The sequence below is a fragment of the Bacteroidota bacterium genome, from assembly GCA_037133915.1.
Classification (GTDB): Bacteria; Bacteroidota; Bacteroidia; order Bacteroidales; family CAIWKO01; genus JBAXND01.
In genome coordinates, this window is record JBAXND010000010.1 from 36,095 (window position 1) to 59,106 (window position 23,012).

General features: G+C 42.5%; 17 protein-coding genes. 7 read left to right on the top strand and 10 right to left on the bottom strand.

What is annotated here, in order from left to right; genetic code table 11:
- Positions 1-16 precede the first annotated feature (16 nt).
- Positions 17-2,662: a tetratricopeptide repeat protein gene (locus tag WCM76_05115; GenBank protein MEI6765000.1), complete on the bottom strand. Its 2,646-nt coding sequence runs from the start codon at positions 2,660-2,662 to the stop codon at positions 17-19.
- Between the two features lie 185 nt (positions 2,663-2,847).
- Here WCM76_05115 and WCM76_05120 point away from each other — a divergent pair, with 185 nt between their 5' ends.
- Genes WCM76_05120 through rseP form a run of 3 tightly spaced genes read left to right on the top strand, consistent with a single transcriptional unit; the run spans position 2,848 to position 6,270 of the window.
- Positions 2,848-3,729: a M23 family metallopeptidase gene (locus tag WCM76_05120; GenBank protein MEI6765001.1), complete on the top strand. Its 882-nt coding sequence runs from the start codon at positions 2,848-2,850 to the stop codon at positions 3,727-3,729.
- A gap of 23 nt (positions 3,730-3,752) precedes the next feature.
- Positions 3,753-4,913 (top strand): 1-deoxy-D-xylulose-5-phosphate reductoisomerase, encoded by a 1,161-nt coding sequence (locus WCM76_05125; GenBank protein MEI6765002.1) that lies wholly within the window; start codon positions 3,753-3,755, stop codon positions 4,911-4,913.
- A gap of 10 nt (positions 4,914-4,923) precedes the next feature.
- Positions 4,924-6,270, top strand: a complete 1,347-nt coding sequence (gene rseP / locus WCM76_05130) for an RIP metalloprotease RseP (protein MEI6765003.1) — start codon at positions 4,924-4,926, stop codon at positions 6,268-6,270.
- Positions 6,271-6,395: 125 nt separating this feature from the next.
- Here the strand turns inward: rseP and prfB are convergent.
- The 4 genes from prfB to WCM76_05150 form a co-directional block, all read right to left on the bottom strand.
- Positions 6,396-7,482 (bottom strand): peptide chain release factor 2 gene (gene prfB / locus WCM76_05135; protein MEI6765004.1). Its coding sequence is split into 2 segments (ribosomal slippage): positions 6,396-7,418 and positions 7,420-7,482, totalling 1,086 coding nucleotides; the frame shifts between segments, so codons are not numbered across the junction.
- A gap of 95 nt (positions 7,483-7,577) precedes the next feature.
- On the bottom strand, positions 7,578-8,048 hold the full coding sequence (locus WCM76_05140; protein ID MEI6765005.1) for a regulatory protein RecX: 471 nt from the start codon (positions 8,046-8,048) through the stop codon (positions 7,578-7,580).
- A 59-nt stretch (positions 8,049-8,107) separates the two neighbouring features.
- On the bottom strand, positions 8,108-8,743 hold the full coding sequence (gene folE, locus WCM76_05145; protein ID MEI6765006.1) for a GTP cyclohydrolase I FolE: 636 nt from the start codon (positions 8,741-8,743) through the stop codon (positions 8,108-8,110).
- 18 nt (positions 8,744-8,761) lie between these two features.
- Entirely contained in the window at positions 8,762-9,283 is a 522-nt protein-coding gene (locus WCM76_05150) for a 6-carboxytetrahydropterin synthase (GenBank protein ID MEI6765007.1), read from the bottom strand.
- A gap of 243 nt (positions 9,284-9,526) precedes the next feature.
- Here WCM76_05150 and WCM76_05155 point away from each other — a divergent pair, with 243 nt between their 5' ends.
- From WCM76_05155 to WCM76_05165, 3 genes are all read left to right on the top strand, one after another.
- A complete protein-coding gene (locus WCM76_05155; protein MEI6765008.1) occupies positions 9,527-10,849 on the top strand; it encodes a tetratricopeptide repeat protein in 1,323 nt (440 codons plus the stop codon).
- Between the two features lie 119 nt (positions 10,850-10,968).
- Positions 10,969-11,484 carry a ferritin gene (locus WCM76_05160; GenBank protein MEI6765009.1) on the top strand — a complete coding sequence of 172 codons (516 nt, stop codon included), beginning with the start codon at positions 10,969-10,971 and terminating at the stop codon, positions 11,482-11,484.
- An 85-nt stretch (positions 11,485-11,569) separates the two neighbouring features.
- Positions 11,570-13,744 carry a cation:proton antiporter gene (locus WCM76_05165; GenBank protein MEI6765010.1) on the top strand — a complete coding sequence of 725 codons (2,175 nt, stop codon included), beginning with the start codon at positions 11,570-11,572 and terminating at the stop codon, positions 13,742-13,744.
- A gap of 325 nt (positions 13,745-14,069) precedes the next feature.
- Here the strand turns inward: WCM76_05165 and WCM76_05170 are convergent, their stop codons facing one another.
- The 5 genes from WCM76_05170 to WCM76_05190 form a co-directional block, all read right to left on the bottom strand.
- Positions 14,070-15,551 carry an MBOAT family O-acyltransferase gene (locus WCM76_05170; protein ID MEI6765011.1) on the bottom strand — a complete coding sequence of 494 codons (1,482 nt, stop codon included), beginning with the start codon at positions 15,549-15,551 and terminating at the stop codon, positions 14,070-14,072.
- Positions 15,552-15,605: 54 nt separating this feature from the next.
- The gene (locus WCM76_05175; protein MEI6765012.1) at positions 15,606-17,462 is read right to left on the bottom strand and encodes a LysM peptidoglycan-binding domain-containing protein; all 1,857 of its coding nucleotides are present in this window, start codon (positions 17,460-17,462) and stop codon (positions 15,606-15,608) included.
- Positions 17,459-18,922, bottom strand: a complete 1,464-nt coding sequence (locus WCM76_05180) for a hypothetical protein (protein ID MEI6765013.1) — start codon at positions 18,920-18,922, stop codon at positions 17,459-17,461. Before WCM76_05180 ends, WCM76_05175 begins: the two co-directional genes overlap by 4 nt.
- A 19-nt stretch (positions 18,923-18,941) precedes the next feature.
- The gene (locus WCM76_05185; protein ID MEI6765014.1) at positions 18,942-19,187 is read right to left on the bottom strand and encodes an acyl carrier protein; all 246 of its coding nucleotides are present in this window, start codon (positions 19,185-19,187) and stop codon (positions 18,942-18,944) included.
- Positions 19,188-19,282: 95 nt separating this feature from the next.
- Complete coding sequence (locus WCM76_05190) at positions 19,283-21,973, bottom strand: AsmA-like C-terminal region-containing protein (GenBank protein MEI6765015.1); 2,691 nt, start codon at positions 21,971-21,973, stop codon at positions 19,283-19,285.
- Between the two features lie 132 nt (positions 21,974-22,105).
- Here WCM76_05190 and WCM76_05195 point away from each other — a divergent pair, with 132 nt between their 5' ends.
- Positions 22,106-22,999, top strand: coding sequence for a bile acid:sodium symporter (locus WCM76_05195; protein MEI6765016.1), 894 nt, complete (start codon positions 22,106-22,108; stop codon positions 22,997-22,999).
- The last annotated feature ends 13 nt before the right edge of the window (positions 23,000-23,012 follow it).

Genomic DNA, 23,012 nt, shown 5'->3' on the forward strand with positions numbered 1-23,012 from the left:
AATTAATTGCAAAAGATTATTTCTTGTTATAATTCTTATTAAAGAACTCAATATACCGATCAACATCTTTACTTTTATAAAAGGCCGCGTAATTATTGGCCGAGATAATAAAATGCCTGTATTTGCCCGGGCTTATTTTTGCAACCAATGCCTGATCGTTGAGTATCGAGCTGATATAGTCCATTCCCTTCTCTTTATTATCGAACCGACCAACATTGAGTACTTCGTGCTTGTCGTCCAAAAACAGTGAATTAACAGTGAGTTTCGCGGTTGAATAATATTTGATATTATGATCTGAAAAAGCGTTTTTAACGTCGTTAATTTTTATAGTACGGGCATCCATAACTACAATGTAAAAGTGGAATCCGCTTGGGTCATATTTATACAACTCAGGCAGTGCAGGATTTGTAGATACGGTATCCGCAGAAGCCTTCACCTCCTGCTTCACATTGGCAGGCGCAACTTTTCCCTGCAGGAAGTCCAGAATATTTTGTGCCGGAGGAGCGACTTCGCTTTTGGGATATTTTGCAATTACATTTTGAAGTGCGCTGATAAATAGATTTTTATCTTTTGATTTACCTATGGCGAGCGCTTTGAGATATTCAAATTTAGGAATCACAACTTTATCTTTGTACACCTTCAGCGCACTGTCGGCATTGCGTATTACCTGATCGTACTGACCCTGCTCATAAAGCAAATAGGTTGATTTATAATACACCGATACTTGATTGCGTTCCGCTTCCAACTTTTTATAATACTCCGGATCGGAAATAATTTTCGCGTAATCGCTGTTTGGATATTTTGTCAGAATAAGGTTCTTATAATATTCCATTTTCACCGCATCTTCCTTTTCTTCATAGATACGATACATATCGTAATATGCCGGAAGCGTGAACTTACAATCATTAAAGCGTTTTAAAAAAGCATCATAGGCTTCAATGGAACGGTCAAAATCAGAAAGACCTTCTTTGTAAATGTATCCAATATTATACATGGCTTCCATGATGCGGTCATTGGATTTATTGATAGCTTCCGGTGTGAGCGGTATCTGCTTCAGATAAGTGTTCGGGTCTTTTGGATTATTGGCTTTCGCCACGCTGTCTTTGCCGGCGCTGTCGGCATCAGCCTCCTCATTATTGAAATCAAAATTCACAACCGTTTTATTAGACAGGCGCCACAAATCTTCAAGTTTGCGATTTCCCCACTTTTTAACAAATTCCGAATAGCCGAAGCTCATAGCCGACGGATTGTAAAAATACCACTGAGAACCGCCCAAATTCTGCTGCCCCTGATTCATTTGCTGTAAGCTATACAGCGACTGTTGCCTGTCGGCTTCTTCCTGCCGTTTGATTTCTTCCTGTTTAATGAGGTTATTGATGACGTCATTAATCTTCGCCCTGCGTTCACTGTCGGTCATTTTGGCGAGCACCTGCAGACTGTCTTCAAGCTCCAGAATGTTGATATTTTTCACCAAATCGGTCAGGGTATTTTTACGACCTTCTATAGTAGCATAGTTGGGAAAGTCTTTAGGCAGCAACTGAATACAGCTGTCATAATAAATCTGTGACGGCTTGTACTGTGGTTTTTCATAATAAATATCAGCCAATTTAAGATAAGAAATGGCTTTTTGATAGGTATTGGAAATACTGGTTTGCGCTGAAAGTTTCAAGTATTTAATGCCTGCTTCCTCGTCATTTTCTTTCAAGGCAATTTCAGCCAGCGCATAATATATCTGGTCAAAATACTCTTTGTTTTTGCTGTCGCGAAGCATGCGGTTAAGCAGCTTTTTTATCATACGGCTGTCGCCCTGCGTAACATCATAACTTTTAGCCAGATTTATTTTCGCGGCAAAGGTCATTTCGTATGGAGGATTCAAATCCAGCACTTTGCGGTAATATTCGGCGGCTTTGGCTCCATTGCCCGTGCGCTGATATACCTGCGCGAGAATGAAAGTAAGACGCGTACGGATTTTCTTGGAATGGTTCAGGCGAAGTCCCTGTTGCAGGTATTCAATAGCATCACCATATTGTTCTTTCTTGATAAGGAGGTCGGCATATACCAGCGGGAACATTTTTTCAGCATTTCGTGTTCCCTTGTTCCGCTCTATTTTATTTGTAATAGAGGCGAGAAGGGCTTCGGCATAGTCATATTTTCCCTGTTCATTGTAGGTTCTGGCTTTCCATAATACGGCTTCATAATACACAAGACCATTTTTAAAACGGTCCATTATAAAACTGAAAGTCATCAGCGCTAAATCGTATTCCTGTTTGTAGTAATACGACTTACCAATGAGCATATAAGCATCGTCTATCCACTTAACGTGCTCAACGCGTTTGATATATATAGAATGTCGCTGAATAACAATTGAGCCTTTTTCAATGGCTCGGTCCATTTGCGGATACACCACCTGCGCATCTTCTTTTTTCCCGAGTTCGAAAACGGGCAGCACTTTAATGAAGTTATCCTTGTTCGCCTTCGCTAAATCGGCAACCCCTTCTTTGAGCGATTCATTTCCATTGAAGTAGGCGTTATAATGGGCTGTAAGGTTATGGTATGTCCGACGTGTGAACGTGTTTTTCTTAGTGGAACAAGAAAAGCCCGTTGCGGCTGCAACGAACAACAATGCAATAATTACCTTTCTGAATACGTTTATCCGAGTCAAGTTACAGGCGTTTTCTACTCAATAACTAATTTTTCACAAAAATATTTTATTTTTTCGAAATTGTCAGCAAATATACCATAAATATAAACGATTTCAGTACATAACACCTGGTCAATTTTAAGGTCTCATGAAGCGGCATGGGATTATTTACGATATTTGCAGGCTATAATTAATATGCACACAGGATGACAGACCAACTGCCAACGCGCTGGCAAAGGATACGCAAGAAGCTTCATGATAAGTACCGGCTGGTAATCATGAACGACTCTACGTTTGAACGCAAGCTGTCGTTTCGTCTTACGCGGCTCAATGTGTTTGTTGCAGTCGGAGCCGTTGCAATTGTTCTTGTTATTGGCACTACGTTTATTATTGCCTATACCCCGCTCAGAGAATATATTCCGGGATACGGCGACGTCAATCTTCAAAAAGAAATATTTCAGCTTACGTTGCGCACTGATTCTATGGAGCGCGATATCGCGGCCAAAAACAAGTATATACTGAATCTGCGATATATTATTGAAGGAAAAACAATTCCGGGCAACGATTCAGATAAACCATCGGATACGGTCGTTAATAAATATAAAGATCTGGATTTCACCATTTCGAAGGAAGACTCTGAATTACGTAATGAATTTGAGAACGGCGGACAATATAACCTCACTTTTTCTGATCAAAGTTCTGCTGCCGGAACCATCAACAGCTTCTTCTTTTTCCCTCCCATTAAAGGAATACTTACCAGCGGGTTTAATCCGAAGACCGGACACTTTGCCGTGGATATTGTAACTAAAAAGAATGAAGCGGTAAAAGCAACACTGGATGGTACCGTGATATTAGCCTGCTGGACTTTAGAAACAGGGTATATTATTGCCATTCAACATCAGAGCAATATTATTTCGGTGTATAAACACAATTCGGTGCTTTTGAAAAAAGAAGGTGAATATGTAAAGGTCGGCGACCCGATAGCCATTGTAGGTGAAAGCGGTGAATTGTCAACAGGTCCGCACCTGCATTTTGAATTATGGTATAACGGAAGGCCCGTGAATCCCAAAGATTATATGTCGTTCTGATAATAAATACAGCCTCATACCCGGTGAAACGTAGAATAGCAATTTTAGGATCGACAGGCTCCATTGGCCGGCAGGCGTTGGATGTAATTCGCACACATGGCGAACATTTTGAAGCCGAAGTACTTACAGCAAACAATAACGCCCAGCTTCTTATAGAACAGGCGTTGGAGTTTTCGCCCAATGCGGTTGTTATTGCTGATGAATCGGCTTATTCCATGGTAAAAGAGGCGTTAGAACCTCATGATATCAAAGTTTTTGCCGGGGAAGAAGCCCTTGCTTCCATTGTTGAAATGGAGACAATTGATCTTGTACTGGCTGCCATCGTAGGATTTGCAGGGTTAAAATCAACTATGCATGCTATTGAAAGTGGGAAGCAACTTGCACTCGCCAACAAAGAAAGTCTGGTAGTTGCCGGCGACCTGATAACTGCTCTTGCCCGCGAAAAAGCAGTAAATATTTACCCTGTTGACTCAGAACATTCGGCTATTTTTCAATGCCTTGCCGGCGAATTTCACAATCCGGTAGAGAAAATCTATCTCACAGCATCGGGTGGTCCATTTTATGGTAAAACCGGACTCGAGCTTGAAAATACAACATCTGCCGAAGCGCTCAATCATCCCAAATGGAATATGGGGAACAAGATTACCATCGACTCTGCAACACTTATGAATAAAGGGCTGGAGGTTATCGAAGCCCGCTGGCTTTTCAATCTCAAGCCTTCGCAGATAGAAGTTGTTGTTCATCCGCAATCTATCATTCATTCCATGGTTCAGTTCTGCGATGGTTCCGTGAAAGCACAGATGGGCATTCCCGATATGAAATTACCTATACAATACGCATTCTCGTACCCGGCACGCCTCAAAACAGACACTCCGCGCATTGATTTCGGTATGCACTCAGGGCTTACATTTGGAAAACCCGACACAGAGACATTTCGTTGCCTCGCTCTTGCGTATGAAGCCCTGAATACGGGTGGCAATGTGCCCTGTATCATGAATGCAGCCAATGAGATTGCGGTAAGTGCTTTTCTTGATGGACAACTCGGATTTAATGAAATACCCGGAATTATCGAACAATGCATGCAGAAAATAACCTTCATTGCAAAGCCGGGAATGAATGAGTATTCAGATACTGACAGGGAAGCAAGGCTTGTTGCCGCTGACCTTATAAAAACAAAAATATAACATAACGAATATGACAGGTTTAATCATGGCCGCCCAGCTAATTCTGGGCCTTTCATTACTGATTATTTTGCACGAACTCGGACATTTTCTTGCAGCCAGGGCATTTGGAATCAGGGTTGAAAAATTTTATTTATTTTTTGATGCATGGGGTTTTCGCCTTTTTCATAAAAAAATTGGCGGGACAGAATTTGGTATCGGATGGCTTCCTATTGGCGGTTATGTTAAAATTGCCGGTATGGTTGATGAATCACTCGACACCAAAAAACTAAGTGAACCGGCGCAGCCGTGGGAATTCAGGTCAAAACCTGCATGGCAGCGGCTCATCGTAATGATTGCCGGTGTGGTAATGAACCTTATCGTAGGCATGATTATTTTCACAGGTATTATCATGCATTACGAAAAACAATACCTTCCCAATGCAAATGTAGCAAATGGGGTTTATGCATATGAAACCGGTCGCAAACTTGGCTTTGAAACAGGCGATAAAATTCTTGCTGTGAACGGCGATCCAATTGAACGGTTTAAAGATGTTACGGCAACCAATGTGTTGCTCGGTGCTACCATAACCGTTGAACGTGCCGGCAAACCTGTAGATATTAAAATACCCGGCGATTTTTATAAAACCTACAGCAAAGGCATACGCGATTATTTTATCGACGCGCAAAACTTTCCTTGCGTTGTTGACAGTATTCTGGACACCCTTTGGACCAATGAAAAAACATATAAAATAAGTCCCGCTAAAATTGCAGGTCTTAAAAAAGGTGATATTGCACTTTCCGTTGACTCTACTCCTGTTACCTGTTACGGGAATTTGCGTGAGCAGGCCTGGAATCACAGAGGAGGCACGATTCCGCTTTCAGTACTGCGCGGTAAAGATACGGTAACACTCAAGCTGGCTCTGGATTCTACCGCATACATCGGTATTTTGTGCAAAATGCCTTATGCGTTGAAAGACTATTCGTTTTTTGCAGCGGTAAAATATGGCATTTCCGATGCGATGGGCAATTTAATGGCAAATGTTCGCGGACTGGGGAAAATAATCAGCGGCAAAGAAAGCGCCCGTGAATCGATACAGGGACCTATCGGAATTGCCAAAATTTATGGTGGCACCTGGAACTGGTTCCGCTTCTGGATGATAACCGGGCTGCTCTCAATGGTGCTCGCATTCATGAATATTTTACCGATACCGGCTCTGGACGGCGGTCATGTTATTTTCACAACGATTGAAATGGTAACGCGGAAAAAATTCTCCGATAAATTCATGGAACGCGCTCAGGTAGTAGGCATGGTAATTTTGTTTGCCATCATGGGTTTTGCCATTTTCAATGACTTTTTCAAAATGATTTTCGGGAAATAATATTACGGAAATCCGTTTTGATAAAATATAAAAAGTCGTCTCAAAAGGACGACTTTTTTATTTCAAATAAACACATACAGCCTGCTGTTGTCTATTGTCTTATGTCTGAAATCTGTTGTCTGTTTTTAGCCTCCAAACTCCATCAAAAACGCTTTGGTAAACTCATCCAGGTCGCCATCCATCACCGCCTGAACGTTTGATGTTTCAACACCTGTACGCAGGTCTTTCACCATTTTATAAGGATGCATTACGTATGACCGTATCTGCGAACCCCATTCAATCTTTTTCTTTGTGGATTCTATCTCGTCTATCTTTTCGCGTTTCTTACGCAGTTCTATTTCGTACAATTGCGATTTGAGCATGCGAATCGCCTTGTCTTTGTTCTGCATTTGTGAGCGGGTTTCCTGACATTCAATAACAATACCGGTGGGATTATGCTTCAATCGGACAGCTGTTTCCACTTTATTTACATTCTGCCCGCCCGGACCGCTGCTGCGGAATGTATCCCAGGTAATTTCGGCAGGATTTACTTCAATAACGATATTGTCATCAATAACCGGATAGGCATAAACAGAAGCGAATGATGTGTGCCGTCTGTTGGCAGAATCAAACGGCGACAATCGCACAAGGCGGTGAACGCCGTTTTCTCCTTTAAGATAGCCAAAGGCGAATTCGCCCTCAAATTCTATGGAAGCAGATTTAATACCGGCAATTTCGCCTTCCTGCTCGCTGATGATATTAACTTTATAATTGTTGCGTTCGCCCCAGCGCACATACATACGCATAAGCATCTGCGCCCAGTCCTGGCTTTCGGTGCCGCCGGCTCCCGGATTGATATTTACGATAGCACTCAGTCGGTCTTCTTCGCCACTGAGCATTTTGCGAAACTCGAGTTTTTCGAGTTGTGCCAGAGCGATGCTGTATTGTTTTTCAACATCCTGTTCGGTGGCTTCGCCTTCATTTAAAAAATCGAAAATAACCACTAGGTCGTCGAATGCGGCTTTTGCCTGCGTAAATCCGTCAGTCCAGCTTTTCTTGATGTTAAGGCCTTTGAGTACCTGTTCGGCTTTTTTAGAATCGTCCCAGAAACCGGGTTGCTGCGTAAGAAGTTCTTCTTCGGCTATTTGTTGCAGTTTGGCATCAACGTCAAAGAAACCTCCTCAGGTCGTCAAGCCTTCTGTTGAGGTCATTGATAGACTCTTTATAGATCATGGTGGGGGTTATTTATTGAAAGGGCAAAGATAGACAATATTGGATGAATGAAAAATGGCAGCGTAAAAAGTCTGTGTTTATTACTATCGTCTCTCCTATTCCTCATCGGCATGTAAGGCTTCGCGCACCAATTCAGACTCGAAACCTTTGGATATCAGGAACGACGCCAGTTTCCGATTGCGGACATGTAAATCCCCGTCTTTAATATCTTTTGATTTTTTACGGATTAGTTCATTCAGTGTATATTGATAGTCGCCTCCATCAATCTCCTGCAAGGCCCGCCGTATGCAGTATTCGGAAATTTTCTTCTTTTTCAGCTCGAACAAAATCTTGCGTCTGCCCCATTTTTTTATGCGAAACTTACCCCGCGCAAACGTCCGCGCAAAGCGCTCTTCATTGATAAACCCCTCAGAAATAAGCTGACCAATTGCCTGTTCCGATTGCTCTGCCGTCAAGCCAAGTTTACGCATTTTAAAAAAAGATTCCTGCTGACAGCGTTCTTGTATGGCGCACCATTTCCGCAATGTGGCCAGCGCATCTTTCATCAGAGAATCATCGATAATCATAATTCAGGGAATCGGGGTTAGGGGTTAGGGAATAATTATTAATCTCAATATACTATCTGTCAATGCAGTTTTGAGCTTATCAGATGCAGGAATTCCTGCCGTGTTTTGTCAATCAGGAATGCTCCGGTAAAATCAGAAGTTGTGGTTACGGAGTTCTGTTTTTGAATACCCCGCATCATCATACACAAGTGGTTTGCTTCAATAACAACGGCGACGCCCAAGGGTTTCAGGGTTTCCTGAATGCAGTCTTTTATTTGTGTGGTAAGCCTTTCCTGCACCTGAAGCCTGCGCGCGAATGCATCTACCACCCGCGGAATTTTGCTCAACCCTACAATGTATCCATTGGGAATATAGGCAACATGAGCTTTACCTATAAATGGCAGCATATGATGCTCGCACATGGAATAAATCTCAATATCTTTTACAATAACCATTTGGCGGTAATCTTCTTTGAACATGGCCGACCGTAAAATCTCAACAGGATTCAGGTCGTAGCCGTGCGTAAGGAACTGCATTGCTTTTGCCACGCGTTCGGGCGTTTTCAGTAATCCCTCCCGTTCCGGATTTTCGCCCACCAGCTTCAGAACTTCGGTATAGTGAGCGGCGAGGTTTTTAATACTTTCAGGATTGTAAGTATCAACGCGTTCGTAATCATCCATTTTGTTGTCCTGTGCCATCTGCTTATTCAGTTCCATTTTAAATAGTTCTTTAGTTTAATTTACTTGCAAAACTGTGTTCTGTGTTCCGTAATATTCCACACTGTTGTTCTCGGTTTCCTCAAGCTTCACACAGTGAAGTATGGCATTTTCATTTTTCACATCGGTTTCAAGTTGTTCCCAGATTGCAATAGCGATGTTTTCGGCGGAAGCCAAGCGACCGTTCATAAACGGCACTTCAATATTGATATTTTTATGATCCATGTGTTGAAGTACGCGCTCATGAATAATCTCACTCAGGCGGTGCAGGTTCATTACGAAACCCGTACCCGCATCAACCGGACCTTTTACGGTAACAAAAAGGGTATAATTGTGGCCATGCCAGTTTGGATTAGAGCATTTGCCAAACACTTCAAGATTTTTTTCATCCGAATAATCGGGACGAAAAAGACGGTGTGCGGCATTGAAATGTTCCCTGCGGGTGAGATACACCATGGCTGTTAATTTTCGTAAAGGTAAAAATATTTTCGTTACATTATGTATTGTGCGTACTGCTCCGCTGATAAGAATCAGCATCATCGGACAATACTAAAACGCCGTGGGCTCATTTCAAAGAAATTATTATCTTGCAGCAGTTTTCTCCGTAGCGGGAAAGCAATATTTCGCCTTCGCTGCCGTTCAGTTAAGAATCTGACGATACGAATGCAGTGAAGGATTTTGTTTCTGCGTGTAATTTGGCGCTTCCGGAAGCCACGCGGAAAATACTGAGAAAAATACCGGAACAAGAGTACTTTATTATTAACAATAACACGGATACAAAACATGAAAAAATTTGTTTTTGCACTGGTGATTATGTGCTTATTTTTTGGATTTGCAGGCGCTCAAACAGCTGAAGAATATGCCAAGACAGGCAATGAGAAATTCACTGCCAAAGATTATAAAGGCGCCATTGAGAGTTATACAAAAGCGCTTGAGCTGTATCCGAATTTTACAGATGTTTTCTTTAACCGCGGTCAGGCGTATATCAAACTTGAAGATTATGATAACGCCATCAACGACTTCAATAAAGTACTTGAATTTAAGGCCGACAAAGCTGAAGCATGGTATTTCAGGGGCAATTGTAAAGTATTTAAAAAAGACCTTGCCGGAGCCGTTGACGATTATTCCAAAGCCATTGAATGGAAAGCTGATTATGCCAGCGCTTATTTTCAGCGTGGTTCGGTGAAAAAAGATCAGAATAAACTCACGGAAGCTATTGCCGATTTATCGCAGGCCATTACATTGAAACCCGATTACAAAGAAGCGTATTTTAAAAGAGGCGTAACCTATCAGCTCAGCAGTAAATACACCGAAGCTATTGCCGATTATACAAAATACGCAGAGCTCAACCCAAAGAGTCAGCTTGCTTTCGATAATATGGGTATCTGCAAATTCAATGTTAAAGATTATGAAGGTGCTGTTACAGATCATTCAAAAGCCATTGAGCTGAAACCGGATTTTTACAATGCATGGTTCAACCGTGGAATGGCATATCTGGCACTCTCTAAATTTGCTGAGGCAAAAAGTGATTTTACTAAAGTAATTACGCTCAAAGCAGATTTTGCCGACGCTTATTACCGTCGCGGTCTTGCAGAGCGCTCACTTGACGAAGCAAGCAATGCGATTGCCGATTTCGGAAAAGCCATTGAGCTCAATCCTAAACTTGCAGAAGCGTATCTCGACCGTGGCATTACCTTTCATAACGGAGCCAATTATCAGGGTGCGGTCGACAACTTCACAAAGTATATTGAACTCAATCCGTCCAATTCTCCCGTGTATGTGTATCGCGGCAAATCATATAAATTATTAAAAATGGCTGATAAGGCAAGCGAAGATTTCAATAAAGCTATTTCGCTTGATGCTAACAATGCCAGCGCTTACGTTGAACTGGGCATTGATTTTGAAGATGCCAAGGATTATGTTAAAGCTCTCGAGAATTTCGACAAAGCAATTTCTATTAAAGCCGATATGGCTGATGCATGGTTCTATCGCGGAATGGTGAAAGAAGCTCAAGGCGATAAAGCGGGTGCTTGCGCCGACTGGAAAAAAGGTGCCGAGCTTGGCAGCAGCAGCGCCAAATCCAACGCAGATGCTAAATGTAAGTAATCCTGGTTGCTTGCATATTAATAATTTCTGTTGACCAAAATCATCATGATTTTATTGGGATTCGTATGCTTATTTTCGTAATTTTACACGAAATATCAATAAAAAAAGGAGATTGAATTATGTTAAGCAAAAAAATGGAAGATGCGCTGAATACACAAATCAACGCAGAATTTTATTCATCATACCTTTACCTCTCAATGGCCGCCTACCTGAATGAAGCGAATCTGGTGGGATTTGCGCACTGGATGGAGATTCAGGCTCAGGAAGAAGCCGCTCACGCGATGATGTTCTATATTTATATGAAAGATCGCGGCGCTAAGATTACTCTGGGCGCTATCGACAAACCTGACTCATCATGGAAAAGCCCGTTGGATGTGATGGCCGCTGTTCTCAAACATGAACTGAAAGTTACCGGATTAATCAACAATCTGGTTGACCTTGCTTTGAAAGAACGCGACCACGCAACAAACAATCACCTGCAATGGTTTGTAAAAGAACAGGTGGAGGAAGAAGCCAATGCAACGGCTATTCTTCAGCAGCTTAAGCTCATTGGCGGTAAAGGAGAAGGTTTGCTGATGCTGGACCGCGAACTGAAAGCCCGGGTATTTGTAAATCCGATGACGCCCGGCGCTTAATACATCCATTAATTTAACACTAAAAGGAAGTTTTGCAGTGCGAAGCTTCCTTTTGTTTATTTTTGCAAGCGTATAAGCCACGGTTATGAAAACAGGCAGAAATACGCTGTTTTACATCGTTACTATTGCACTTTTCGGAGTGCTGATGTGGCAGGTGTTTGTTCATGGACAAGCACAGGAAACAGGCAAAGTAACTAGTACACGGATAATAGAAAATTCTCCCGGCTCTCATGGTTTTCCTGCCGTTATTGAAGGATTCAAAGAAAATCTGCAGCACCCCCTTTCCATTCTTATCTTACAAATTCTGCTCATTCTGATTGTTGCCAGGGCTCTGGGACGTCTTATGGTAATGATACGCCAACCCAGCGTGATTGGTGAAATCATTGCAGGTATTGTGCTCGGGCCATCGTTGCTGGGAACACTCATTCCGGGATTCTCGTCATTTGTGTTTCCATTGGAGTCGCTGAAAAATTTACAGTTCCTGAGTCAGATAGGATTGATTCTCTTCATGTTCATTGTGGGTATGGAACTTGATTTAAAAGTGCTTCGCAAGAGAGCCGCCGATGCTGCCATTGTCAGTTATGCCAGCATACTTATACCTTTCTTTCTGGGCACAGGACTGGCTCTCTTCATTTATCAAGAATTCGCGCCGGCCAACATTTCATTTACAGCATTCGCACTATTTCTGGGTATAAGTATGAGCATTACGGCATTTCCTGTACTTGCACGCATAGTACTTGAACGGGGTATGGCACGCAGTTCTATTGGCACAATGGCGCTAACCAGCGCAGCTACCGGCGATGTTATGGCGTGGTGCATCCTTGCCATTGTGATAGCCATCGTAAAAGCGGGCGTGATTACCGGTGCGCTGATGACCATCGCACTTTCCGTAATTTTTGTAGCCTTCATGCTGTATGCCGTACGACCCCTGCTGAACAGGGTCGCCATTCATTATATGTCACGTGAAACCATCAGCAAACCGATAGTTGCGCTTATATTTGGAATTCTTTTTCTTTCAAGTTATTTAGCTGAACTGATTGGCATTCATGCGCTGTTCGGTGCTTTTCTGGCAGGTGTCATTATCCCGTCCAAAACGCAATTCCGGCACATTCTGGCTCAAAAGCTGGAAGACGTAAGCCTCGTGCTGCTGCTTCCGCTTTTCTTTGTGTTCACAGGTTTGCGCACACAGGTCGGATTGCTGAACTCAGGCCATTTGTGGGGTGTTTGCGCTATTATTATTCTTGTTGCCGTTGTCGGGAAGTTTCTCGGAAGCGCACTTACATCAAAGATGACGGGGCAACCCTGGAAAGACAGCCTCATCATTGGAGCGCTGATGAACACCCGCGGACTGATGGAAATGGTGGTATTGAACATCGGTTACGAGCTCGGTATTCTGAATCCCGAGATATTCACCATGCTTGTAATCATGGCGCTCACAACAACCTTCATGACCGGTCCGGCTATTGATACTATTGAATTTTTCTGGAACAGAAAAGAACGACGTTTGAATAAAATGGCCGGCATGGCCTACCACCTGCTGATTTCATTCGGGTCGCCGCGTTCCGGCAGCCGCCTGCTCGAACTTGCCGTTCAGCTTGGGCTGAAGAATGGTCCGAAAAATAAAATCACCGCGCTTCATCTTTCGCCGTCGGCAGATATATCCATGAATGAAGCACGCGTTTTTGAACTTGAAGGATTCCGACCCATCGTAGAAACCGCGCGCAGTCTGGATACGGAGATAAAAACAGAATATCGCTCAACGAACGATGTCAGTCGTGAGATTATACAGTTTGCCAACAGCGGCAAGTTCAACCTCATGCTTGTAGGAAGCTCGCGACAATTATTCTCTCACGAAGAAACCGGCGGTAAGGTGCGATTTTTGGCCGAAGATATTGTATGCCCGGTAGCTGTTCTTATTGACCGTGGATTCAACAATATTCATAAAGCAAGTTTAATTATAGACGACCTGAGCGAACAGTATATCTCAGCCATTCTGGCGCACTTCATGTCCGATCCACAAAATGAATTAGTAATTCTGGATAAACATAATTTACTGGAAAAAGATTCCGGTCTGTGGGGAATCCGTAATGAACATAATGCAACACGCATCCGCCGCGTAGTAGCCAGCATCAATGATAGTACCGTTCCGGAAGGTACAGAGTTGATCATTGTAAGCATGCAATACTGGAATAAGGCAAAACAACGAAACGAAGACTGGATTAACTACGCACCGTCAATTCTGGTGGTTTCCGCAAAATAACAAATCAATCTTTAGAATTATTGGCTTTCATGGGTAAAAAAGGGACATGAGGATTCTTTGCGCCTTTGCGTAAAATCAGTGAACAGTGAACAATTTGTCAATTTGAAAATTCAGCAATTCGGCATTTCGACAGGCCCGCCTGAACGGACGGGCAGGCTCAATGACTGAATTTGGTTCATGTCCAAAAAACAGCAAAAAACGGACATGAGTTAATTGTCATGGGTAAAAAAGGGACATGAGAATTCTTTGCGCCTTTGCGCCTTTGCGTGAGAAAAAATGAATGACATAATAATTCAATGTCAGAAAATTATATCTCGGAAAAAAATTAGAACTCCAGATAAATGAAGGGTTGTGCATCGGAGCTGTATGCCTGATAAATGAACAGAATTGCCAGTACTACGATGAGCGCCTTCACGGTCCAGTGCATCTTCACATAAACGCCTTTGAAAAAGTTAATCCATTTCATGGGAAGGTAATGAAGCACGTAGGCAAGTATCAGAATTATCAATGGCTTCATGTATAGTTGTGCCCATTGTGCCGCCACACTGATATCAAATTTTGTGAATATGAGTGTGTACATTTTCCATGCACCGTTCAAATCCGGTGCGCGGAATAATATCATTGAGAACGTAAGAAAATGGAAGGTAATAATGATGCTCAGAAAGCGGTACAACCATTTTGGAATTGTTTTACCAAGCTTTGCAAAAGCGTCGCCGGTTGTCATGGTCCATGCAATGGCAATGCCATGGCTGATGCCCCACAGAATATAAGTCCATGCCGGTCCGTGCCACAATCCGGAAATAAAAAATGTGATAAGAACGCCGATTACGATACCGCGCTTTTTGTAGCTTCTTAAATTGTATGATAACGGGTAAAACACGTATTCATTGAGCCATCCGGAAAGCGTCATATGCCAGCGGCGCCAGAAATCCACAACATTGGTTGCAAGAAATGGTTTATTGAAGTTGGGCTCTACCCTGAATCCCATCAGGCAGGCCAGCCCTATCACGATATCGGTATAACCGGAAAAATCAAAATAAATCTGAGCCGTATAGCCATAAGTTGCCATCAGTCCTTCAAAACCGGTGAAATATTCCGGCGAATCAAATACGCGGTCAACAAGGTTTGCGCCCAGAAAATCGGCGATGAATATTTTTTTGAATGCTCCAACCAGTATCAGGAATAATCCGGCGCCAATGAGCTCATTGGTGAGTTCATTCTTCTGTCTGAACTGCGGCAGTAAGTCGCGCGATTTTGAAATGGGACCTGCGAGAATATTCGGAAAAAATGAAACAAACAACAGATAATTGAGCCAGCTCTTTTCATATTCTTCCGCTCGTTCACGGTAAATATCTAAAATATAAGATAGTGTTTTGAAAACGTAAAATGAAATTCCCAGGGGCATTATAAGGTTCAACAGTATGGGCGATTCGCCCTGTCCTGCCGCGCCAAACAATGAATTCAGAAAAAAGTTGGTATACTTAAAAAATATCAGTGACCCGATATTTATAAACAGCGACAAAAATAGCAGCAGTTTTCGTTTAGAATCGACTGTGCTGCTGAACATGGCTTTGCCGATAAAAAAATCGGATGTGCCCATCAACACAAGTAATATCACATAAAGCCCACTTATCTTATAATAAAAGTACAGCGAGAAAATCAATAACAGCGTATTGCGTTTGCGGACATCATTATAAACGAACACATATCCCACATAAAACAGCGTGAACAAAAGTATGAACAACACCGAATTGAAGATGAGCGGTGATTGTGCATGGTATAATAAAGATGTTAAAAAATCATTCATTTGTTACTTTTCATTTTGCGCCCTTAAATAGCTGAACAAATATTTTTCAAAGAATCAGGGAATAATTAGCGTTTGCCCAATACTCAGTTTGTCACTGCTCAGTTTATTTGCTTTCTTGATTGCTTCAACGGTTGTCCCGTACTTTTTTGCAATTGACCAAAGCGAATCACCTGAAGTAACTTTATAATTTCCTTTACGTGAACTCTGCACAGTATTAGGAACAATGGCGTCCTGCTTTGGCTTTACATACTGCTTCTGCTCTACCGTAGTTTTGTTTTGCAGCTTATCGGCGCCTGCCCCTTTTTTATAGATTACAATGGTTTCTCCGGCCACAATTTTTGTTCCGCGCAGTCCGTTCCAGTATTGAAGATTACTTACCGTAGTGCCGTATTTTTCGGCAATACTGCCCAGATTATCGCCTGAGCGAATGGTATAATAAATTTTGTCTCCGCTTTCTGTTTCCTGTTCCGGCTCATTGTAGACGGCTTTTGGCTCTTTTTCGTTCTTTTCCTGTTTGATGTTTATTTCGTCAACAAAATACTTTTTCAGCGACGTAGTATCAATTATATATTTTTGCGCATCCAGGCTATCGTTTCGGAAACGCGCCAACGACAGACGATACGAGTTCAGCATGGCATTCAGCAGCAGTTCTCCGCGAACATAATAGCCGGGTGCCGAAAGATGAATTTTATCATTACGTCCCAATCCCGCTTTGCACCAAAGTGTCATCGAATTACTTCCGCCTGCAACATCATAATAATCATAGAATGCGCATTTTTTCGCCATCGCCACACGTTTGGTTAACTCCATAAAATCCTTGCACTGCGGGATGCTGCGGCGGCGCTTGTAAAAAATATCCTGAGAGTTTGAAACAATGATGCATGCGGCGGGGCAGGCTCTTTTTATAGTATCAATGATGGCAGAAAGATCTTTTTCAAGATCGGCGGCATTGAAGCCTCCTGCATAGAAATCGTTGGCACCAAGGTCAATCACTACTAAGTCGGGATCGACCGATGGAAGCTGTTTTCCAAACAATCGCTGCTTAAGAATACTTTTATAACCGGCACCATTGATACCAATGGAATTATACAGCACGCCTTTATCTTCATTGCTTTCGACCTGTATACCATAGCATTCAAAAAAGTTTTGCTTCTTTTCTGTTTTATTAATGATGAATTCCAGCGTATCCGACGGCTTTGACAGTTTAATTTCTATGTATGCTTTTTTGGATGCATAATTGTTGCAGGAAAGGAGTATGGGCGATGAGGAACCGCCTGTTTTCAGGCGAATATCATAACTCAGCGAATCCTGCTTGCAGAATAATTTAATAACTGTAAACCCCGGTCTGATAAAGCCTTCCCTGAATACAATTTTGAAACCGGCTGTTGAATCTGAGGTGCGTATGGTTGCACCAATCACACCCATATCTAAAACCGCTTCACGCTGAATATTGCGTGTATAATCCCAGTTGCCGTTACAAAATGTTCTGTAATCATAGGCAGGATGAGTGCCTGCAGCTTTGTAAGGAAACACCAGACCGCGACCACCATATCCAAAAAGTTCCTGCATGCGTTCGCGGATGTACCCCGTCGGAAAATCAGACTGCAGGTGGCTGTCGCCTATATGCAGTATTTTTAATTTACGGTTGGGCGTCTGCGATATTTTTGTAAAGAAACTCTGAATTGCAGAAAAATCAGACCATTCAATATAATTGCGGTCGTAACGGATGAACGGATAATAGCGCTGATAGCGAATAAGCGTTTGCACATAACTTGGACTGGTGAGGGAATCTTTATCTACAACAGGCTTTCCCTGAACGGGGAATAGTGCATGACGGAATGCCAGAAGCCCTACTACCAAAGGAATCAGCAGCAGTATAAAATATTTCCGGTTCCGTTTTTTAGACCTCATTTTTTGTTGCGTGTCTTGTGTAAATAAGTATTGTACTCGACCAAAAGCGCGTCAACCAACTCATTCGCGATAATCTCCTGCCCTTTTGCAGAAAAATGACCGTTCGTAACGGCAAGCTTTTTATTGGTCCAGACCAAAATAGAATTAAGTCCTCCCATCATACCAAATAAATCCCAATAAGCACATCCGGCTTTCAGTGCAGCGACTTTCTGTGCTTCCGTAATTTTCGGCAGCCAGGTATATGAGCTGCATCCGCCTTCGCCTCCATGTGCCATATCGCCGGCGCCAATCACCAATATACTCAGATTCGGGTCCGCTTTTTTGAATTTCATAAACAGGTCGTAATACACGCCAGTCAGCCATGTACAGGCTTCGTCTGAATGAATATACGGAACTACATTCGCTCCATACTGGAAAATCACCAAACGTGTATTCAGTTCTTTTATCATACGCGCCAAATGGTCATCATTGATAAGCATCAGCCCGTCGCCGCTGTGGCCGCGGATGGCATAATTATCTGTTTGCAGCCCGGTGTTCGCATCAAAATACAATCCGTAAAAGTCGGGCCCATTATCGGCAATGAATTCAATTTTTACATTTAAAACGGGACTGCTGAATTTATGTTTATGCAGTGTTGCAACCTCCGCCGGAGGAAGCGTATCTGAAGCAAATCGATCGCCGGTCCCGACATCGTAATAATTCATAACCGTGTAATCATGCGTGCGTCCGTACATTACAGAAATACTGTTGTATGTGTATTTCGGCGACATCTTCACGCTCACGCTTCCGCTATAAAATGATCCGCCTTCGAATTTCGGCTCGCCTTCTTTTGCCGACGATGAATCGTCGGGCTGATACACGGCTTTTTTACCAAAGCGAAACACCATGCCCGAAATGCCGTAATAGCTGTTACTGTATCTATCGTGAAACACAGTGTACCGCGACCAGTTACCACTGCTTTTACGTGTATAACTTATCGGTTCGAGGTCTTTGCAGGGTACGTAGCCAATGCCGGAGCCACCGAATTTTTGATGAAACTTATCGCGTATCAGGCAGGTCATGCGGTCGCCTTCAAGCTGTGAATCGCCGTAATGCGCTATGCGAACCACGGTGCTGTCCTTTTCTTCCATCAGTGCTCTGAAAAAGTTATCGAGTGCCGTGCCGTTGCCAACAGCAGGATTTACAAGAAACAGATTTTTCTTTTTCGGACCGATAACCGATAATTGTGTCCGCTTAATGATATCGCCCGATGCCGTATCCGAAAGATAATTCTGAAGAAGGCTGTCGGCAGCGGCATTTTCGTCAGCCAATTTAAATTGAGCCAGTTTCGACGGTTCCATAAAGCGAATGTTCTCCTTGAGAAAGGGGACATAGTCAGTGCTTCCAAGGAAGGCGTAACCAACCAACAGAAGTTCTGCCAGGAGCAGAATCATCAGCACTTCAACTGCTTTGTATTTCATGGTATTCTTTACAGAGAAATCAGTGTGCGTTTAATTTGCTTTCAATAGAACGCAAAAAATCGCCCACATTCTTCATAGCGATAAGTTCCTTGAGTTTGAATTTGATACCGAACTCTTCTTCGGTATCGGAAATAAGTACGAGATGGGTAAGAGAATCCCATTTTTCAACATCTTTGGCAGTCATCTCATCAACCAGGACAATCGTATCATCCTTGAATACCTTATGGAAAACTTTTGTAAGCCGCGAATTGATATCTTCCTGCATATCAGTTAGTATATTAAAAAAAAGACGTGCAAAGGTCGTCTTTTTTCGCCAAAAGCAAAATAAAAATACAGCATTAAACGATATTGTGATGAATATCAGTCAATTCCGCCAGTAACGATTACCTTCTTCCGGGTTTGTTTTTTTGGTTTTTGCTTTTCTATTCCCTTACCCGTTTCTTTTTTGGGCAGACCGGTCGAATCGGCCGATTTTTCTTCATCATCAAACTGTATGTTGAAGTCGTATTTATCCTTTTTCTTATTGCCGGTTGAATCTGCATCCTTTTTGAACCATCCAAATTCTTTGTTCAGTATAGATTTCAGATTTTGTTTTTCCTGTTGAACTTTATCGGCTATGTTTTGCTTGTACGCATCTTTATCGATTGCTATATACTCAGGTTTTTCAACAGTTCCCGTTATGCGGAAAAAATATTTTTCCTTATGCAGACCGTCGTCTATAATCTGTCCATATTCACTCCCGTCATCTTTATTATTCTTGGAAGGATTTTTAAGATCGGCGATTAGCATACTCAGATGATAGTCGATGTGATTATCAAATGTGTGCGTTCCATAAGCGCTGAAATCAATCACATCCGATTGTATTTCCATCGCAGGAATGGAAATCACTTTATCTTTTATTTCAATCTGATTGGTAAGTGTTGCGAATTTTATGTGCGTAAGGTCGCGGCCTTTCAGAAATTTCGTAAGCCCCATCACAGGTGCATAACCGATAAGTTCGCCATTTTCGATTTTTATTCCGGCATGTGCATAAATTGTATTTTTATCCACCTCAAACGTATTGCTCCACACCGATGCAAACTGTATGTCTGCGGTAAGCGTACCGTTTATATTTTCATCTTTAAAGCTCGTCATTCCAAAATTTCCGAACTGATAAAACAGCTTGCTGATGTTGACTCTCTTAATATTCGCGTCACAGCTTATCAATAGTTTTTCGGGCTGAGAAGCATCCACCAGACCTGATGCGCTTATCCGTCCATCCATCGCGTTCAGCGATAAATTCTGGGCCACAAACTGCCTGTCTTTCATAATTACCGTTCCCGAAATATTCGATGCATTAAATTTGCGGAAATTGAATTTACGGATATTCAAATCGAGTTTAAAATCCAGTTGTTCGGCTAATGAAAGTTTATACACCGTATCCATTTCCGACATCCGATACTGAAGTAAATTATCCATATCCAGATTCGAGGATGTCAGCGAAGCATTTATTTGCAAATGCTCCTTTTGCAACACTAAAAAAGGCAACAGATTTCTGAAATATCCTTTAATTGCGAAATCCGACTGTGAAAAATTACCGGTAAAATTTTCTGTTCCCAGGTCGTTATTTGTAAAATCAAACGTGCCGTTCAGATTCGAAAAACTGTGTTTGCTGCCTTTGAATTCTATGGTGCAGTTTTCAAGTGTAAGTTTTCCGGCGGTTTTACTCGATACAAAATCGGCCATCGTAAAGCTGCTGCTATTCATCACTCCATTAAAATCAACGTCGAGAGTCAATTTTCCACTGGCAGAATTCACCGTATCAATCTTAAGGAATTCCTGGATATCCGCCAGATTCAGATTCGCAACCGCTTTAAGCTGGACTTCAGGATGATTGAAATTTGTCATGGCAAAACTACCCGAAACGGAACCTTCTTTCAGGCTTGCAGAAAAATCGGAAAATTTAAGTACCGAAGTAGATGCATCACGCTTTGAGCCATTGCTATAGGAAGCATTAAATTTAACTCCTGCCAGCCTCATATTGCTTGCTTTTTGCGAAAAATCTCCATTCTCAACGCCAAACAAAACACTTACCTGAGGTCTGTCCTGCCCTTTTACCGAACCAATAATCGAGGCAGTGAAATAGCACTTTCCCTTACAATTGTATTCTTTAAAATATTCCCCATATTGCGATGGAAGTTCTTCGATGAGCGTCCGCAATTCCAGATTTTTGCCTTCAATTTTCAGATTCAGACTGTCGGCAGTTTTATTGCTTATAATATCGCCCGTAACATCCAGTTTCATATTACCAAAGGCAAGTCCACCTTCCTTGAACGTGTAGCGGCCCATATTGCTGTTCACATAAAGCGTAACATCAACACTCGTTTCCTTGTTGCTGAAATAATTGATGCGGTGCGAACGGATGCGGTTCACAAAAAGCCGCCCTTCGATATTCAGTGTATAATCCTTTTCGGAAAAATGGCCTTTCAGCATCAGCTTGTGGGCAAGTACGCGGTAATCCTGGCTGTTCTTCTGATCCAGATACGATACAGCCACTTCATTCAGAATAAGTTTTGTAAGGTCAAACTGAAATGATTTGTCGGTAGTGTCTGACGAAGGTTTCAGAAACTGAAAATTATCCGTGCCGTCTTTCAGTATTTTCAATGCCAGTTTGGCATGGTCGACCTCAATCCGTTTAATCGTAAATTCTTTGAAAATGAGGTCAAGAATGCTGAACTCGAGCCACACATCTTTGGCCTCAAGCAGTGTTTCCTTTTTTATTTTGGGATCTGACCATGCATCTTTCGCAACGGCATCAATAAAATGGACGGATGCGAATGGAAATTTTTTAAAAATAGAGAACTCTATTTCTTTGACCTGTATTTCGGTTGCCAGCCTTTTGTTAAGTTGGTCAATGATGATTTTTTTGATCGTATCCTCATAATAATAACCCACAAAAAGACCGGTGCCGAAAAGCGATACAAGCGTAATCAGCAGTGTAACTGCAGTCCGTTTCAGCCTGCGGGCAAGCTTCGGATTCTTGATTTTAAAACTGACCTTCGGGAACTTCACGATGCTTTTTTCTGCAAAAGTAATGAATGCTTTAATAATACCGACCAATTATGTAACGAACGATAGAGGCAAAAAGTATAATTATTCCATACCTTGATTTTACTTAATTTCGCATCAGTAAAAGAATTCCTTATGATAAGCGGTGTTTTGTCAGTTGATCTTCTGGTGAATCTGGTGCTGGCACTTATCATGCTCGGCATCGGCTTATCTCTTACAGCCGCTGATTTCAGAAATATCTTTTTGCACCCGGTTTCATTGGTTGCTGCTTTGGGAATACAGATAATCGGCCTCCCGCTGGTGTCGTTCGGTATTGCTGCATTTGCCCCGCTTTCCGCGGAAATGCGCGTCGGGCTGGTGTTGGTTTCGCTGTGTGCCAGCGGAGCTTCGTCCAACCTCATCACGCATCTGCTCAAAGGAAATGTTGCCTTAGCCATTTCAATGACGGTATTCAATTCCATCATTACGCTGTTCAGCATTCCGCTGCTTACCAATCTGGCATTGCGCAATTTTATGCACACAGAGGCAGAAATTCAGCTGCCGTTCCTCGAAACCATCGTCCAGATTTTTATGGTTTCCATATTACCCGCTACTGTTGGCCTGCTGATACGGCGCTATAAAGTGAAGGTTGCAAAAGCACTCGAAAAGCCTTTAAAATATGTACTTCCGGCACTTCTGGCTACTGTTTTTGCGCTCAAGATATTTCTGGGAACTGCCAGCGGCGGTACAGGCATCAGTGTAAGCGAAACCATGCATATTCTTCCATTTATGCTGTTGCTGAACTTACTTGCCATGTCGCTGGGATTTTTCGGAGCACGGGTACTGCGTCGCCCTTTTGCCGACCAGTTCACCATTTCTATTGAAGTTGGCCTGCATAATACCGCACTGGCACTGCTGATATCGGGAAATATCTTACAAAATGCCGGCATGCAAAAACCCGCGGTGGTTTATGCCATGTTCTCGTTTTTCACGGCAATCCTCTATGTAGTGATTATCAAGAAAATATTTGAGAAGCGCACGGAAAAATAATCGGCGCATTCAC